This window comes from Bacillus infantis NRRL B-14911, from assembly GCF_000473245.1.
Taxonomy (GTDB): domain Bacteria; phylum Bacillota; class Bacilli; order Bacillales; family Cytobacillaceae; genus Bacillus_AB; species Bacillus_AB infantis.
This window is the reverse complement of sequence record NC_022524.1, coordinates 4,239,351-4,256,373: the sequence shown is the minus strand read 5'-3', so window position 1 is coordinate 4,256,373 and position 17,023 is coordinate 4,239,351. Positions and strand designations below refer to the sequence as shown.

At 44.8% G+C, this 17,023-nt stretch carries 13 protein-coding genes; 11 read left to right on the top strand and 2 right to left on the bottom strand.

Translation table 11 applies throughout. From position 1 onward, the window contains the following. Nucleotides 1-30 precede the first annotated feature (30 nt). The 8 genes from N288_RS21210 (at nucleotide 31) to N288_RS21175 (ending at nucleotide 10,136) form a co-directional block, all read left to right on the top strand. Nucleotides 31-1,791, top strand: coding sequence for a sensor histidine kinase (locus N288_RS21210; protein WP_009792816.1), 1,761 nt, complete (start codon nucleotides 31-33; stop codon nucleotides 1,789-1,791). 1 nt (nucleotide 1,792) lies between these two features. Further along, nucleotides 1,793-3,328 carry a response regulator transcription factor gene (locus N288_RS21205; protein WP_022544447.1) on the top strand — a complete coding sequence of 512 codons (1,536 nt, stop codon included), beginning with the start codon at nucleotides 1,793-1,795 and terminating at the stop codon, nucleotides 3,326-3,328. A 23-nt stretch (nucleotides 3,329-3,351) separates the two neighbouring features. Beyond that, nucleotides 3,352-4,791, top strand: coding sequence for a glycoside hydrolase family 1 protein (locus N288_RS21200; RefSeq protein WP_009792818.1), 1,440 nt, complete (start codon nucleotides 3,352-3,354; stop codon nucleotides 4,789-4,791). Nucleotides 4,792-4,890: 99 nt separating this feature from the next. Continuing rightward, entirely contained in the window at nucleotides 4,891-5,766 is an 876-nt protein-coding gene (locus tag N288_RS21195; RefSeq protein ID WP_009792819.1) for an ROK family protein, read from the top strand. 263 nt (nucleotides 5,767-6,029) lie between these two features. Beyond that, nucleotides 6,030-6,350, top strand: coding sequence for a PadR family transcriptional regulator (locus N288_RS21190; RefSeq protein ID WP_035402003.1), 321 nt, complete (start codon nucleotides 6,030-6,032; stop codon nucleotides 6,348-6,350). Then, nucleotides 6,343-7,530, top strand: coding sequence for a DUF2812 domain-containing protein (locus N288_RS21185; RefSeq protein WP_009792821.1), 1,188 nt, complete (start codon nucleotides 6,343-6,345; stop codon nucleotides 7,528-7,530). Before N288_RS21190 ends, N288_RS21185 begins: the two co-directional genes overlap by 8 nt. 185 nt (nucleotides 7,531-7,715) lie before the next feature. Then, nucleotides 7,716-8,987, top strand: coding sequence for an FxLYD domain-containing protein (locus N288_RS21180; RefSeq protein ID WP_009792822.1), 1,272 nt, complete (start codon nucleotides 7,716-7,718; stop codon nucleotides 8,985-8,987). Between the two features lie 12 nt (nucleotides 8,988-8,999). Then, nucleotides 9,000-10,136, top strand: coding sequence for a S1C family serine protease (locus tag N288_RS21175; protein WP_009792823.1), 1,137 nt, complete (start codon nucleotides 9,000-9,002; stop codon nucleotides 10,134-10,136). Between the two features lie 98 nt (nucleotides 10,137-10,234). Here N288_RS21175 and N288_RS21170 read toward each other — a convergent pair whose 3' ends face one another. Together N288_RS21170 and N288_RS21165 are read right to left on the bottom strand one after the other, a co-directional pair. Further along, a complete protein-coding gene (locus tag N288_RS21170; RefSeq protein WP_009792824.1) occupies nucleotides 10,235-11,119 on the bottom strand; it encodes a GAF domain-containing protein in 885 nt (294 codons plus the stop codon). Between the two features lie 173 nt (nucleotides 11,120-11,292). Next, nucleotides 11,293-12,603, bottom strand: coding sequence for an HRDC domain-containing protein (locus tag N288_RS21165; protein ID WP_009792825.1), 1,311 nt, complete (start codon nucleotides 12,601-12,603; stop codon nucleotides 11,293-11,295). Nucleotides 12,604-13,017: 414 nt separating this feature from the next. On the opposite strand from N288_RS21165, the gene N288_RS21160 reads away from it, so the two are divergent. From N288_RS21160 to N288_RS21150, 3 genes are all read left to right on the top strand, one after another. Further along, nucleotides 13,018-13,512: a hypothetical protein gene (locus N288_RS21160; RefSeq protein WP_232217704.1), complete on the top strand. Its 495-nt coding sequence runs from the start codon at nucleotides 13,018-13,020 to the stop codon at nucleotides 13,510-13,512. Between the two features lie 268 nt (nucleotides 13,513-13,780). Continuing rightward, complete coding sequence (manA, locus tag N288_RS21155) at nucleotides 13,781-14,728, top strand: mannose-6-phosphate isomerase, class I (protein WP_009792827.1); 948 nt, start codon at nucleotides 13,781-13,783, stop codon at nucleotides 14,726-14,728. A gap of 252 nt (nucleotides 14,729-14,980) precedes the next feature. Further along, nucleotides 14,981-16,903 (top strand): BglG family transcription antiterminator, encoded by a 1,923-nt coding sequence (locus N288_RS21150; protein WP_022544445.1) that lies wholly within the window; start codon nucleotides 14,981-14,983, stop codon nucleotides 16,901-16,903. Nucleotides 16,904-17,023: the final 120 nt, after the last annotated feature.

Sequence of the window (17,023 nt, the reverse complement as noted above, 5' to 3'; positions counted from 1 at the left end):
AACTAAAGCAGCAAGGCAAAGGTGATCAATATGCCCCGTAACTGGAATTTAAAAAGAAAATTTGTAACCGTGTTCTTCATTTTGATCTCTTTGCCAACCATATTTTTAGGCGTCCTGATTTATTATCAGGCAACCGATGCTTTTAAAAAACAAGCGGAGGAGAATATTCTTTCGCGGTTCGAGAAAAACCAGGAAACATTGAATTCGATTATCCGGGACGTTGAAAGCATGTCCTCTTATATGATTTATGATCAGGATTTCCGGAGCTTTTTTAAGCTGCCAAAGTATAGGGTCCAGGAAATCAGACTGGCAGAGGAAGAAATTCGGGGCTATTTTACTTTTCAGCTTATGAGCTATGACTATATTGATTCGATTGAACTGACCAGCCGTGGTGACCGCAGCTTTCAGACGGGAAACCCGGTCAGCGGTGTTCAAGAAGAACCGTTCGTCGAAAAAGCGATTGAGGCCAATGGCTCTCCAAGCTGGAGCGGTTCTTATGAAGTGGAAAGTGACTGGGGCGGCAAGCATTCAGTGGTTCTGATGACCAGGGTGATCAATGATTTGCGGAATATATCTGAACCGATTGGTTTGGCTAAGATCCGTCTGGATACGAAGAAGGTATTTCGAAGGGTAGAAGTAGATCCTTCTCAGCAAGGGGACTATTTTATCTTATCTAATCAAGGGGATGTGATCCTTCACAAAGATCCTTCCATTGTCGGTAAGAGGTTTCCGGACAGGGAGCTATTGGATGCCATCCTGAAAAGCGATGAGCATACAGTCCGTTATAAGAAAGATGGAAACGTATTCCTAATTGTAAAAAGGGAAGTAAAGAATACAAACTGGCTGTCGGTGGCGATGGTGAACCAGGATATCGTGGTCGGTAACCTGTACAATGTCAGGAATCTTATTCTTTTCATGATCCTATTACTTGCCCTGCTCGGCGGGATTGCGTTTATCGGCTTTTATTTAAGGCTGGTAAAACCAATTGTGGAGCTGACGGGCCAAACGGAACAATTAGAAAAAGGGAATTTCAGCGCGAAGGTAAAGGTTGGGTCTCAGGATGAAATCGGAATATTGGGGATGAGATTCAATCAGATGGTATCAAAGATTCAAAAGTATATCGACATAGAGTACCGTCTAAAGATCAAACAAAAAGAATCGGAGCTTAAGGCCCTGCAGAATCAAATCGATCCTCATTTTTTATATAACACTCTGGATTTGATCCGCTGGACTGCAAGGATGGAAAAGGCATATGAAACAGGCGGGCTAATCGAGAAACTATCGAGAATTTTCCGCATGAATCTGAATATGGGCAAGATGTGGGTCTCTGTTGAAAAAGAAATGATATACCTGCAAAACTATCTGGAGCTGCAGCGAAGCAGGATGGGAGAGCATCGTCTGCAATTTGCAATCTACTATGATTATGAAATCAAAGACGCGTATCTCATGAAACAAATTCTGCAGCCGATTGTGGAGAATAGCATCGCGCATGGGTTCAGGAATCTGCCCCGGAAAGGCAAGATCACGATCCGCTGCTACAGGCGGGAGCAAGAGGTTTGGATTGATGTGATTGATAACGGATGGGGATTTCCGGAGCAGGAGGAAGCTGCGGAAAACAATCAAACCGGCTATGCCTTAAGTAATCTTAAAGAACGGATTGAGATCGCTTTTGGCGGAAGCTTCGGGATTGAACAAGAAGCCAGCCGTGAAGGCGCCTGGATTCGAGTGAAACTGCCAGTCTTGTGCGAAAGCGACATAGAAGCAATTTCTGATAAGTCGGGTGAAGAATAATATGACCTTCAAAATGCTGATTGTAGATGATGAACCTATGATTTGCCGGGGGCTGGCGTATACCATTCCTTGGGAAGAACATCAGATTGAAGTCGCCGGCCTTGCGCATGATGGCGAGGAAGCGATGAACAAGGTAAAAGAACTGAATGGCGTCGATATTGTGATCACCGATATCCGAATGCCGAATAAAGATGGGCTGGACCTGGCTGCTTTTCTAAAGGAGAGATATCCGCAAACCAGGATCATCATGATCAGCGGCTATGATGAGTTTAAATATGCGCAGAAAGCGATCCAGTTAGGTGTGGAGGATTATCTGCTCAAGCCGGTAAACATTGATGAATTGCTTGAGGTTGCCCAAAAGATAACCAAAGAAATCCATCAAAGGCAAGCTGAACGCAGACAGCATGAACAAATCAGGCTCCGGAATCTCATTTACCATCATGTGTTTGATTACCCGACTGATGAGACAGCAGGGAATGACCTGCTTGAAACCACTCCATGCTTTGCTTTTATCAGCATGAAAAAACAGGATGCGATCACCGGGGCAGCACATCCTGAAGAAGAAAAGGCACAGAAAGCTCGTTGGAAAAAATCTATCGATGATGCTTTTGCAGAAATTGATGTTAGAAGTGTTTCAATCTTTATGAGTGAAAATCTGCTGCTGACTTGTCTTGTGGAGCAATCTGACAGCCTGGCAAAGGACCGGATCGGAAAGCTGGTATGTGAAGATTCCTGGGTCTTCCTGCTAAGCGACCATGCTGTTCCGCTGGGCAGCCTTTCTCAGGCAATCGGGCCGCTGCGGGAGGGAGTCCGGCATCTTCCTATAAACAGTGAAAAGATTTTCTTTTGTTCCGAATTGGAAAAAGCAGAAAGCCGCAGCACTCCATATCCCGAACAAATGGAAGAGAAGTTGATTCAAGCGATTTTAAGAGTTGACCAAAATCAGATTGAAGAACATGTCCATCTCTTAGTGAACTATCTGAAATCTAATCAGTTTTTATTGGAAGAATCGATTTCAATCTGCAGGAGAATGAGCCGAGGGCTGAGGAGCAGGCTGAAGAGTTTAGGGCAAAAAGATTCCTTCCATTTTCCATCGGTGTTTGAACAGGGAGCAGAGCTGCTCATTGCAGAATCTTATGCTGTGTTCGGCGGGTGGCTGCTCCAGGATATTGAAAGGGCGATCCATGTGTTCAATCTGAAAGCAGCTGATAACAAAGATTGGCTGATTGAAAGGGCCCTGGAATACATAAGGACCTATTATAAGTCAGAAATAAAAGCCCAGGAAGTTGCTGATGTGGTCAATATCACGCCCAATTATTTCAGCTCTTTATTCAAACAGAAAACAGGCAAGTCCTTTAATGAGTATGTCAACCATATGCGTGTGGAAGAAGCAAAAACCCTGCTGGAGGAAACACCTTTTAAAATCAATGAAATTGCTGAACAGGCAGGGTTTCATGAGTATAAGTATTTTGTAGAAGTGTTCCGCAAATTTTCAGGCATGACGCCGACGCAGTACCGAAAGTTAAGATCCACCTAATATATTTTAAGGAGGAAATGAGAATGGAAAAAATCAATGTGAGTATACCGAAGGATTTCATCATCGGAGCGGCAGTGTCCGCATGGCAGACAGAAGGTTGGTCAGGCAAAAAGGATTCACAGGATTCATATATGGACCTTTGGTATAAAAATAATAAAAATGTCTGGCACAATGGCTACGGCCCTGCTGTAGCGACTGACTTCAGGAACCGCTATAAAGAAGATATTGCGGCCATGAAGGAAATCGGGCTGACCCATTTCCGTACATCTATCAACTGGTCCCGCTTTTTAACAGATTATGAGAATGCGATAGTTGACGAAGAGTATGCAGATTATATCGGTGATGTGATCGATGAGCTGCAGGCAAACGGTGTAGAGCCGATGATCTGTCTGGAGCATTATGAAGTACCGGGCCAATTGTTTGAAAAATATGATGGCTGGGGCTCGAAGCATGTGGTGGAGCTGTTTGTTTCATATGCAGATAAAGTGTTTGACCGCTATGGGGACCGTGTAAAGCACTGGTTTGTCTTCAATGAGCCGGTTGTTCCGCAGACCAGGATGTACCTGGATGCGATTCGCTGGCCATTTGAACAGAATACGAAAAAATGGATGCAGTGGAACTATAATAAAGGGCTTGCAACAGCCAGAATCGTTCAATTGTTTAAGGAAAAGGGCCTGAAAGAGAAGGCAGGGGCTAAGATTGGGACCATCCTCAATCCCGAAGTCACGTATGCCAGATCATCTGCGCCGCATGATCAGGAAGCAGCGAAAATGTACGATCTCTTCTTCAACCGTGTGTTCCTGGATCCGGCGATTAAAGGGGTATACCCAGAGGAGCTGCTGGAGTTAAATCAGAAGCATGGGATTGCGTTTGACCATACAGAGGAAGAGCTGCAGACAATCAAGGAAAATACTGTCGATTATGTCGGCTTGAACCTATATTTCCCGCATCGTGTGCAGGCAAGGACTTCTGCCTGGAATGAGCGTATGCCGTTCCATCCGGCCTATTATTACGAGAAGTTCGACCTTCCCGGGAAAAAGATGAACCCGTACCGCGGGTGGGAAATTTATCCGAAGATCATGTTTGATATGGCCGTGAGAATGAAGGAAGAGTACGGAAACATCGAATGGTTCATTGCTGAAAACGGCATGGGCGTCGAAAATGAGCAGCGCTTTAAAAATGAAGAAGGCATAATCCAGGATGATTACCGCATCGAATTTATTTCAGAACATTTGAAGTGGCTGCTGAAGGCTGTGGACGAAGGGGCCAATTGCAAAGGCTATATGCTATGGGCGCTTTCTGATTGCGTGTCGCCGATGAACGCCTTCAAGAACCGCTATGGACTGGTGGAAATCAATCTGGAAGACAATCTAAAGCGAAGCCTGAAAAAATCGGCTTACTGGTATAAGCAGATCATTGAAACAAGAGAATTTGAAGCCCATAACGATGAGCTGAATAAATAGTTGTTTCAGGGTGATGTTTCACTGCTTTCTAAGCCGGTGAAGCATCACTTTTTTTACCAGTTTGCCTGAAAGTCATATTATCCGGATGGACGTGATGGAATGGAGAAGTATTTAGCTTTTGACCTTGGCGGCACGTATGTGAAATACGGCATTGTCACAGAGCAGGCGGAAATCTTGGAAACCAGCAAGATCAAGACACCGAAAACCCTGGATGGGTTATTGGAAGCCATGGCAGAAATCAGTGAAGCCCATCCGGAATGTGAAGGAATTGCCGTATGCAGCCCTGGTGCTGTTTCTGATGAGGGAATCATATATGGCTCCAGTGCGATTCCGTTTATCCATGGCCCGAATATGAAAAGCCAGATCAGCGAGAGAACAGGAAAGCAGGTATTCCTTGGCAATGATGCCAATTGCGCCGGCTATGCGGAAATATGGAAAGGGGCAGCCAAGGGCAGGAAGGATGTCCTTGTGATGGTAATCGGCACCGGGATCGGCGGCTCTGTGTTCAAGGATGGAAATCTGCACAAGGGAGCTAATCTGCATGGCGGAGAATTCGGCTATATGTTTTTAACATCAGATATTAAAGGCGACAATGATGTCTGGAGCCGGATAGCGTCCACAAAGGCCCTGGTCAAAAAGGTAGCTGCCCTCAAACAAGTGGATCCCGAGACTCTCACCGGCGAGGAGATCTTTGAGCTGGCTGAAAACGGGGATGAGACTTGTCTGAAAGCACTAAATGATTTTTATCATTATCTAGCGGTCGGCATCTATAACCTTCAATACATCTATGATCCTGAAGTTATTTTGATTGGCGGGGGCATCAGTGCCAGAAAAGATCTCATCGACAATATCAACCTTAAGCTTGATGCCATTCTTGCTAAGGTCGGCCTTGCGAAGATCAAACCGAATATAGAGGCCTGCACATTTAGGCAGCATGCTAATTTGCTGGGGGCTGTTTATGGGTATAGAAGGTGACAGGCACCTCCCGAAATTTCTTGTTTCACACAATTGTTTCACACACCAAGCGGAGGAAACAGATATAACTTTGAACTGGAATATGACATGAAAAGCACTGCCAGGTAAAATACCGGCAGTGCTTTTTTATATATTTTCCTATTATAACCTCCAAACCTATTTACAGGAAACTTCCAATCTTATATTATTATGTCACACGATATATCGTATGACATAATATCGAGTAACATAATAACTCCAACAATGAAAGAAGGTAACCGCCAATGGCGTACACTGGAGGCCCAATGACCGAAGCCATGTACTACGTACTCCTTGCACTCATGCGTCCCAATCATGGCTACCAGCTGATGCATGCCATCGCTGAAGTTTCACACGGCCGGGTGAATATGGGACCGGGAACACTTTACGGAGTGCTTTCAAGGATGCAAAAGGACGGACTCATTTCCCTGGCTGAAAACGATGGCAGAAGGAAGACCTATAAAATTACAACTGATGGGGAACAGGCCCTGCGTGTGGAGTATGGCCGATTAAAAGCCCTGATTGAAGACAGCAGGATTTTAGAGGAGGGTGAGGGGAATGGGTAAAATTGTACGCAAACTCCGGCCCAATGACTATTGGCGGATAGGGGAGCATGAAAGCTGGTTCACAGATATGGCAGCAGAAGGGCTTCACCTTAAAAAGATGGGGAGCCGGTTTGCTAAGTTTGCCCAAGGTGAGCCGAAGAAAATGAGATACAGAATCGATGTTTCGTTCAGTAAGAAGATTTCGAGTGAACAGGTTGAAATGTATTCCGAGAGCGGATGGGATTATGTGACTACCTATAATTATTTCCATGTGTTTTCTTCACCCGCTGAGCTTCATGCACCAGAGATCCATACAGATCCAGCGGAGCAGTCCTACACATTAAAGGCACTGGATGAAAAGTATACTCAGACTGCCTGGACCGTCACAATCATGATACTGTTGACGTTTGGGATGCTGGCTTCTATATGGTTCCTTGACGGAACACCAACTTTGATGATGGTTCAGGGCAATGTGCTTACACAAACAATTTTAAGTATCATCCTCGGATATTCGGCCTACAATTCTCTCCAGGCGGCGATTTCTATTCGGTCGCTGCGGAAAAAACTGGCCGAAGGAAAACCGATTGACCACCATGCTCCGTGGAAGAAGCGCTTCCGCCGGAATACGGCGATTGCCTTGCTTTTTATAGTAACAGCCGGTTCCACTGCTGCTATATCATTCGCGCAGCTTTCTATGATGGACACAAAAACATTGCCTGAAGGAAACATAGACCTGCCGATTGTGAGATTGGCAGATATAGAACAGAATCCGGACTTGAGCCGGGGCGAGCCCTCATATGTAGATGACGATGTGGATTGGGGCAACCGCATTTCCTATGACTGGAGTCCATTGGCACCCGTTCAATATGAAACAGATGAAAACGGAGAAGTCATTGGAGAGAAGTGGTATGATGGCAGCGGCAGATATTCACCTTCTATTCAAACACAGGTCTATCAGCTCAGCATAGCTGGTCTCGCGGATAATCTACTTTCTGATTTAGTGAAAAGATACAGGTATGAAGATAGCGTGGAGGAGTTCGTGCAAAAAAAGAATCCTGCTTTGGATGAATTGATTGTTTATGAGGAAGAGGGTATTAAAAAGGTGTTTGCTTCTAAGGGGAAAACCGTGATATATGTTTGGTATCATGGGAAAGCGGATGTAGATTCGGTGATAGAGGCTGTTGTAGAAAATATTAGGTGACAGGCACCTCCCGAAAAATCTTGTTTCACAGCGATGTTTCATAAGATTGCGGCAGGGGCCGGAGGGGACAGATTTTACTGTCCCTTTCTTTTTTTAGGTGCCGGGTTCTTCAATATTTATTTTCAGAAGTGGTAGAATCATCCTGTGTAAATCTGGTACTATTTAACCAGAAAGGGTGATATTGGATGTTCTGTAATCAATGCGGAGAAAAGCTGGCAGCCGACTCCCGGTTTTGTACAAAATGCGGCGCTCCTGTAGCCAGGCCGAAGGAAGAAATGAAGGATGGGAACGGCAGTGGGCAGGCGGCTGCTGATGAGAGTCTCTCAAAAAAGCATACATATCCTATAGATGAAGCTAATATGGATACACCTGTAAATGGGGCAGAGTCCCGCTCCGAACGAAAGCGTACTACCTTTAAGAGTGCCCTTCCGTTTGCCCTTCCTCTGGTCAGCATCCTGATAGCCGCTATTGGACTCTCCTACTATTATTTTCAGGAAAAAGAAGTTAACGCGGAGGTTCTGGGCATAATGAAGTCGGCTGAGGAAACGGCTTTGAAGGGAGACTATGAAGCTTCTAAAAAGCTGCTGGAAGAAGGAATTTCCAAGCGTCCTGAATATACGGCTCTCAAGGGTAACCTTGATTTGGTTAATTTGGCTTTAGAACTAGAAGGAATCCTTGATACAGCAAGCAGCAAAATTAAAAAAACAGAGTTTAATGCAGCTTCAAAAGGCCTGGCTAGTTTAAAGAGCAAAATAAACGACTCAGAAAGCCCTCTTTTTGAGCCTTTTAAAGCTAAGGTGGAAGAAAAAGAAGTCCAGATTGCTGTCGGTACAATAAAGAAGGAATTGAACGGACTAAAGACAGTGGATGAGCTGGCAGGAAAATTGAGTATATTGGCTACATTACCGGAAAAAGAAGCTACCCCGGTCAAGACAGAGATATTAAATAAAATCATCCAAATCAGTACAGATGATGCCGAAGGGAAATTAAAAGGAAAACAGTTCACAGACGCTTTTTCCATTATCGATAAAGGTTTGGAGTATGCCACAAATGACAAGAAGCTTTTGGCATTCAGGGACAGGGTCGAGCAGGAAAGATCAGCTTTTGAACAGGCGGAGCAGCAGCGGATTGAACAGGCCATGGAAGCTGCAGCGCAGGAGGACTTAAAAAACCGGACTGCTGCAGTAGAGGTTCTAGGCGTGACAGCTGAAGTTGATGAGTATGGAGATCTCTATGTAACTGGCGAGGTGAAGAACACTGCGACGGCTTCCATCAGCTCTGTGACAATCTACTACTCAGTTTACGATGCAGACAACAGCTATATTACTGATGGATCTGTCACTGTCTATCCGTATTATTTAGAGCCGGGAGAGTCGGGCTCCTTTGATGACATTTATTATGGAATCTACCAAGATGCGACTGTAGATATAGACAATATAACCTGGTATCTAAATTAAGAGGGTGAAAATGTGAAAAAATGGATTATCAGCATATCTTCCGTTGTTCTGATTTGGGGCGGCGGCATATACGGCTATTATTATTTGAAAGATTCGATGCCCAAAAAACTCACGGTCCCATCTGGCCTTGTGGCTAAAGCGGATCCAGCTGCATCCAAGGTGACAGAGACACCGGAAGACTTGAAAGGAATCATCCATCAAACGCAAAAGCTGGTTGTAAAAATAGAACTGGAGGACGGTTCATTAGGATCAGGCTTTCTCTATAACGACAAAGGTGACATTGTGACAAACGCCCATGTAGTGGCGAATGCCAGTAATGTGAAGGTGAAAACCTCAGATTCACGTGAATTTTCCGGAGTCGTGATCGGCGTAAGCAGTGAGACAGATGTTGGTCTTGTCCGGGTGCAGGGTCTTGTAGGGACAGACCCTCTTAAAATCGCCCGCGACCGTAAAGGCGAGGTTGGGGATGAAGTCCTGGCACTTGGCACCCCGCTTGGACTGGAGAACACAGTAACCACTGGAATTATCAGCGGCGTGGACCGGGATTTTGTGCTGGAGCCTTTCAAATATGAGGATGTTTACCAAATATCTGCCCCGATTGCTCATGGCAATAGCGGAGGCCCTCTGATTGACAGCAAGACCGGGGAGGTTCTGGGCATCAACTCAGCCGGGATGGACGAGGGCAGCATTGGATTCAGCATCCCAATTAACAGTATTCTGCCGCTTATTGAAGGCTGGTCCAAGTCCCCAATGACCAATGTCGCCGATGTTGCCATTGCAACAGACCAGTATAGCTATGAGGAGGAAGAATACTCAATCGGTGATTATGCATCATACCTTGTTGAATATTTTTACGACTGCCTTAACCAGGGAGACTATGTTACCGCCTACTCCCTGATCGGAAGCAGCTGGCAATCCTCCATCACCTATGAGAAATTTCGGGAGGGTTACTTGAACACAGAGTCAGTTTCTATTGACGATATCACCGCCAGCACTGATGGTGATAATGCAACTGCAGTCGCGATCATCTCTGCTGATGAGAGAAAAGACGGAGGAACCGTCTACAGCAAATACAAACTCACCTACAATATCGGTTACGAAAATGATCAGCTAAAACTTATTTCAGGTAAAGGTGAGAGAATAGAGTAATGTATGGGAAGGGTCTTAACCTCGATTAAAAGCAGCCCCATCTGGCCGGAGGGGACAACGCTCCTGTCCCCCTCTGGCTTTATGAGCATTAATACATTTCACCTAAAAAGGGAGCGGGAGGATGAGCCGGCCCCTTCATCTCTGCTCAGTGTAAACCCAATCGTCTTCAAAGCACTTTCCAGGCTGGCCTCGGTTTTTACTGATTTCAAATCTATATTTGTGCTGATTGCGTTTAACGCCAAGTCCGGCCTGATACCGGTAAGTATGGGGGTTACTCCAATCAGACTCAGCATATTGGCAACTTTTAAAAGGGACGAGCTCACCATATCGTTGATTTGGAGAATCCCTGACAGATCAATGATTAGATACTCCAGTGACAGGCTCTCGCTCTTGGTGAGGGCCAATTCTATGATGGTTTCCAGCCGGAATTCATTGATATTGCCGATGATCGGAAGGATGGCCACTCCTGTAGTGATCGGGACGAGCGGTGCTGACAGTGTTTGAATCTGCCTGTTCGCGTCATCGAGCTCCAGTACATAGGAGAGCAGAGAGCTCATGGTCTCAAACAGCTCCACATGTTCTTCAGTGAGTTCAAAGGTTTCCGTATCCAGTCCGCAGATGGTCCCATAATTCCTTCCATCTTCATAAAAAATAGGAAGGCCTACAAAGCTGCCGCTTCCTAAATTCCGGGTCACATTAAGTGCGTTTGATAAATCGCTTTTTGTAATATCTGGAATGAACAGGACCTTTTCGCCATGATCCACACTCAGCTTGCAAAAAGTCTCTTCAAAAGGAAGAGTATCTCCTTCCCTCAGCAAAGTATCCCCATGATTAACAACCTTAACAATCTCATTTGTCCTTTGATCATTTTTAGCAATGAAAAGTGTATTTATATTTAAAATCCTGCTCATCATTCGTAGGATGCTGTCCGCCGCTTCGTCAAAATTCATGAACTTGCTGTAAGAAAAAGCATTTGAATTCATATGTATTCGTACCCCTCAATTCTAAAATAAGCCTTAACTCAGTTTTTACCACACTTTGAGATAGTTAAACATGGTGACAGGTACCTACCGAAAAATCTTGTTTCACAATTTGTTTCACGTTGGGAGAAGCAGATTTTAACTAAATAAATAGGAGGGGAGCAGCTCCCCTCCTGTTAATTTCCCTTTATTATATCCAGCAGTTCCTGCCCAAACTCCCCGGCTTTCTTTGGCCCTATGCCTTCTATGCTTAAAAGGTCACTCATAGTACCAGGTCTCTTAATTAAAATTGCCTCTAGTGTATTGTTAGTAAAGATATAATACGGTTTTACATTGAGCTTTTTTGAATGGCTCGTTCTAAATGCGGTTAAAGCAGAGCGGATTTCTTTTTCATTTGGTGGGTTATTCCGGATATGTTTGGTGTGCTGCTTCTTCGGAAAGCGTGATTCTGGCGATTGTCCGCTAATGATCGCCAATAGATCCTTTCCGTAGTCCTCCGCTTTTTTCTGGCTAAACCCTTCAATCTCTAACAAATGCTCAATGGTCATAGGCTTTTTCTCCAAGAGCTCATCCAGCATTTTATTAGTGTAAATATAGTAAGGTTTTATATTCAATTCTCTTGAACGGTTAAGACGATATTCAGTTAGAGATTTTTTTAAGATGCTATCCTTATCATTTTGATTTACAGCTGGGACAGAGGCAGCGTTTGATATTTCCTTTTGAGTCGCTAGAGATGTTTGCAGCAAATAATCTTCTTTGTTGAATTGCTTTTCTTTACTGTATTTCAGAATAGTATCCGCGATCCCATAGACGAGTTGATCTGTCATGAATACAGGCGATTTTTTCTCCAGCTCATTTTGAATGAAAGTTTTGATTTGGTCATGGCGGATGACCTTTGATTGTATATTTGCCGGCGCATTCTTAGCGATATCCAAAATAGTTTTGGAATTTGCAAAAGTAACAGCATAGGTAACGGGACAATTTTTTATAGCACCGTCATCTTTCAGGAGTTTTTCCAGGATTCCCATATGCCGTTCGACTTGGTTGATCGGGCTGTACATCCCTTCTTTGTTAATGATCCTGTTGTTCTTCGTAATTACTCTTTGGAATTCCCCTTTATCAGTAATATGTATATTGCCAAACATCTTCTTCACTTCTAAAACCATTATGAACTTATGTGTAATAACAATAAAATCCAATTGAGCAGCATAATCACCATACTCCAGATATACATCATGCAGGATGACCAGCGGCAGCATAGAGTGCTGGAGTTCAAACAGGACGTTTTTTTCTCCTGTTTGGCCGATGGTGAATAACTTTAAGTGGTTTTCCACTTTTTTCAGGTCGATGTTTGGATCATTGCTTTCTGCCAGCTCGGTCAGACGTGAGATGGTGACAGATTTTTCATTGAAATGCTTATAAATTTCAGGTTCTTTTATATCCCGCTTGTCTGTTAAGACATTAAAGACGTTTTTAAGAAAAGACATTACTTACCCTACTTTCTAGGTGACAGGCACCACCCGAATAATCTTGTTTCACAATTTGTTCCACGAAGAGGTGAAGTATAAGAGACTTCACCCAATAATAATGATATTTCCGATACAAACTCTCAATTTAAATGTTCTTACTTGATTTTATACCAATATGGTAAAAAATGTACATGGGATTAGCGTTTCATTCATTAGGGAAAGGGCTCAAACCAATCTTGACATCGACCTTTGTGTGTTTCTCTAGAAAGCAAACAGGCTATAAATATATTAATCAAACGTTTGATTAATAAGGATTTGTTCCTTCTGCCATGCGGTTTCTGTTAAGTAAAGGACCGGCAACCTAGAACTTATGACAGGAATCTATTTTTGCAAAGAGAGGTGTTTGGAAGCGGGATCACGAAGAGGAGGCTGATGATGAAAACTCTAAGGGTAATAGCAATTATACTTCTGGCTTTGTTCCTGACTGCCTGCAGTGAGCCGGAAACCAAAGATGATGGTGAATTTATGTTCGGTAATCTGTATGCTGATTCAATGGAATCTGGTGAAAGCTACTATATGGTTCTGCCAATTGAATGGACAGGGGATGAGCCGGCAATCATTGCTTCTATTGAATTAGTTAAAGAAGATGGTGCGCCTGTAACTGTTGATGAAGATGGGATTGCCTATGTATTTTACGGTGCCGATCCTTTGAAAGAAATGGGGTTATATTCGGGAGACCGCAATATCGGGAAAATCAAAGATATTACTGGATTTAAAGTCCAGGGAGAGAGCAGGGTTGTTGCAAAAATTCTGCTTGATGAGATGAAGGAGGATGAAAGCAGGGCGGCGAAGGTTACTTACATGATTGATGGTGAGGAGTATGAGGAAGTAGTGAAGTGGGATACTTTTGAGGAGCTTAGTACATAGAAAGGTGACAGGCACCTCCCGAAAATTCTTGTTTCACACAGTTGTTTCACGAAGGGGCTGCGGGCTGCTGTCCCTTTTTCTTACGCTGAGATGAAAGTTTACTAGTTGAAGTGAAGTACGGGGAAAAATGAAGAAGATGTATTTACCCTTATTCAATATATAGGGCTAATGGGAAACCGTGGTCCTTTTTCTCCCGCTTGTGAACATCCCCATTTCAAGTTACAATCGAACAGGAATCTACTACCATTTACATAGGAGGCTTTACATCATGAAGGAACCTTTATTTTTAGAGCCTGTTTTTCAGGAGCGCATATGGGGCGGGACGGCGTTGAGGGATGTTTTTGATTACTCCATTCCTTCTGACCATACAGGAGAATGCTGGGCAATTTCCGGCCATCCGAACGGGCAGAGCACAGTAAAGAATGGGGAGTATGCCGGCAGGACGATCGGGGAGCTGTGGGAAAACAACCGCGAGCTGTTCGGAAACTACTCTTCGCCGGTTTTTCCTTTGCTGACAAAAATCCTTGATGCGAATGCTGATTTATCGGTTCAGGTCCATCCGAATGATTCTTATGCGAAAGAGCATGAGAATGGCGAATTGGGCAAGACGGAGTGCTGGTACATCATTGACTGTGATGAGGATGCCGAGCTGATTTTCGGCCATACGGCCCAGACAAAGGAAGAGTTTGTAGAGCGTGTTGAAAAGGGCGAGTGGAATGAGCTTCTGCGCCGTGTGTCTGTAAAGCCGGGCGACTTTTTCTATGTACCGAGCGGGACTATCCATGCGCTTTGCAAAGGCACGCTGATTCTTGAGACGCAGCAGAGCTCTGACACAACCTACCGTGTGTACGACTATGACCGGAAGGACGCTGAAGGAAATACACGTGAGCTGCATATTGATAAGTCAATTGCGGTCACTGCTATCCCGCATCAGTCCACACGTGTTGAGCCGTCTGTGAAAAAGCAAGGAGAAGCCGAGGTCACGAAGTTCGTTGAAGCAGAGTACTTTACGGTCTACAAATGGAACATCAATGGCAAGGCGAGCTTTGCACAGGACAAACCATTCCTTTTGGGCAGTGTGCTGAACGGCAGCGGCGTCCTGAAGGCAGATGGAAAAGAATATGCTTTTACCAGAGGAGACCATTTCATTCTCCCTTCCGACTTCGGAGAATACGAAGTCGAAGGCCAGGCCGAACTTATTGTGTCCCATGTATGAGCCAGAGGGACAGATCCCTTGAAGCAAACTATGCCCAGCCCCTATGCCCCTATCCTGATAGGGGCTTTTTTTCGCCCGGAAGAGCCAGGGGGACAGGTCCCATGGCCCAAATCGTGTCTTACACCCAGCCCAATCTTATAGAGGTTTTTTTTTTCGCTCAAAAACTAAGACATCCTCCACACCCATAAAGTCTTGATTCCCCGACCCAGTGAGGCTACACTTTTAATTATTCAATAGTTGGCAGGTGGCAGCATGACAAATAGACAAAAGGAGCTTCTGAGGATATTGCTTCTTCATGAGGAAGGTGCTCTGCAGATAAAGGATTTGTCCGGGCAGCTTGGCTGTGTGGAGAAGACGGTCAGGAATGATTTGGACCGGATCGAGGATTACCTCGGTCAGTATGAAGGAACAAACCTCATCCGCAAGCCGGGAGTTGGCATCTTCATTGAGATTGATGAGGCCGCACGTTCAGAAATACTGCAGAGCCTTTTCTCGGATGATTCAAAAACAATGGAAGAGCGATTGTTTGAGATGGCTTTTCAGCTTCTGACAAGCGGGAATGCCATTACTTTAAAATATTGGGCAGAACGGTATTTTGTCCCTAACGCTTCCCTCAAGAAGGACCTTGAAGTTATTGCCCAGTGGCTCGAGCGGTTTGACTTATTGCTTGTTTCCAGGCAGCGGCTTGGACATCTTATTGAAGGGACGGAACTCAATAAGCGGAATGCTCTGGCTCATCTGTCCGGGCTAATTCCTTCAGGCGGCATTGGCAAAAATCCAGTTTTGGACCTTTTCCAGCCGTATGAAATTGACATTGTCCGCAAAGCGCTTAAAGAGATACAGAACAATGAATCAATCCGGTTTACGGATGAAGCACTCGACAGCCTTGTGGTCCATGCACTCATTATGATCAAAAGAACCAGGCAGAGGGCGCCTGTTTTCGTTGAGCCCGCCGAAATGGAAAAAATAGCACTGCGGAAAGAATATGAGTATGCCTCTGCTTTTTTCACCAGGCTGGCAGATTCTTTCCAGTTATCCTTCCCGGAAGCAGAAATTGTGTATTATACCTGGCATTTTATCAGTGCCAAACGTTCAGAAGAGGCTGAGTCTGCATTGATCCAGGATGAGAAGGCAGAGCATGTTGTTCAGCTGCTCATCGAAAGAATGGAAAAGCTGACATTGTTTCCGTTTGGGAATGACCATATCCTTGCGAGCGGGCTAGCCGTGCATATGCACTCGGTCATCAGCCGTATTCATTACGGTTTTCCAATCACCAACCCGCTTCTCGCCAATATTAAAAGAATGTATCCTTATATGTTCAGCATGGTCATCCTGGCGCTCGACGATATCAGGGAAGGATTCCATATCAGCATCCCGGAGGATGAAGCAGCCTATATCGTCCTTCATTTTCAGGCCTCGATTGAAAGGCTTGAAGGAAAAAGAAATATTGAAAAGAAGCGGGCCATCATTGTCTGCCATATGGGCATCGGTATGTCACACCTGCTTGAAGCAAAGATTGAGCAGCAGTATGCTGCCATTGAAATTGCCGCTTGCATCGGCAAGGCCGAAGTGGCAGAAGCGCTGGAAAAACATCATCCTGATTTTATCATTTCAACCGTCCCCCTTGAAAAAGCAGGGACTGGCTATATCCAGATTTCTCCCCTATTTGGGCAGGAGGATAAGGAGAGGCTGAGCCAATTTGTGGACAATCTTCGTACTGGCAAGACGGAAGGCCGGGAAGAGTCTTTTGCTGATCTTATGGAAGAGGATCTGATTTTTCTCCATGTAAAAAAAGAGCATCGGTATGAGGTTGTTGAAATGCTGGCAATGGCCCTCTATCAAAAAGGCTATGCTGCAAAAGAGTTCATTCACAGCACGGTGAACCGTGAAAGGAACTCGGCCACTGCCATTGGCGGGGGTATTAGCATCCCGCATGGAGATCCATCCATGATCAGCAGGACGGCGATCGCAGCGGCAATACTGGATCAGCCGCTCGAGTGGGGCTCCGAAAAGGTTTCACTCGTATTTCTGCTTGCCGTTGCAAAAGAAAATCAGCGTGACATCCGGAGGATCATCGGGAAGATCGCTTCATTGAGCGAGTCGCCTGCTGCTGTCCATGAACTGGTGTCAGCCGGAAATGCGGCAGAATTTTTAAAAATGCTTAAACAACAATAAAAAAGCAGCGGAGCGAAAGCCCGCTGCTTTTTTTAATAATTCCTTTTTACCGGAGTCTCCGGTAAAAATCCGAAAAATATAGGCATGAGGGAGGGTTTATTATAATGGTAAGCGATTACA

Excerpts from the sequence above, each read along its gene's own strand:
- N288_RS21210 (WP_009792816.1), top strand. The coding sequence starts at position 31 with ATGCCCCGTAACTGGAATTTAAAAAGAAAATTTGTAACCGTGTTCTTC.
- N288_RS21205 (WP_022544447.1), top strand. The coding sequence starts at position 1,793 with ATGACCTTCAAAATGCTGATTGTAGATGATGAACCTATGATTTGCCGG.
- N288_RS21200 (WP_009792818.1), top strand. The coding sequence starts at position 3,352 with ATGGAAAAAATCAATGTGAGTATACCGAAGGATTTCATCATCGGAGCG.
- N288_RS21195 (WP_009792819.1), top strand. The coding sequence starts at position 4,891 with ATGGAGAAGTATTTAGCTTTTGACCTTGGCGGCACGTATGTGAAATAC.
- N288_RS21190 (WP_035402003.1), top strand. The coding sequence starts at position 6,030 with ATGGCGTACACTGGAGGCCCAATGACCGAAGCCATGTACTACGTACTC.
- N288_RS21185 (WP_009792821.1), top strand. The coding sequence starts at position 6,343 with ATGGGTAAAATTGTACGCAAACTCCGGCCCAATGACTATTGGCGGATA.
- N288_RS21180 (WP_009792822.1), top strand. The coding sequence starts at position 7,716 with ATGTTCTGTAATCAATGCGGAGAAAAGCTGGCAGCCGACTCCCGGTTT.
- N288_RS21170 (WP_009792824.1), bottom strand. The coding sequence starts at position 11,119 with ATGAATTCAAATGCTTTTTCTTACAGCAAGTTCATGAATTTTGACGAA.
- N288_RS21165 (WP_009792825.1), bottom strand. The coding sequence starts at position 12,603 with ATGTCTTTTCTTAAAAACGTCTTTAATGTCTTAACAGACAAGCGGGAT.
- N288_RS21160 (WP_232217704.1), top strand. The coding sequence starts at position 13,018 with ATGATGAAAACTCTAAGGGTAATAGCAATTATACTTCTGGCTTTGTTC.
- manA (WP_009792827.1), top strand. The coding sequence starts at position 13,781 with ATGAAGGAACCTTTATTTTTAGAGCCTGTTTTTCAGGAGCGCATATGG.
- N288_RS21150 (WP_022544445.1), top strand. The coding sequence starts at position 14,981 with ATGACAAATAGACAAAAGGAGCTTCTGAGGATATTGCTTCTTCATGAG.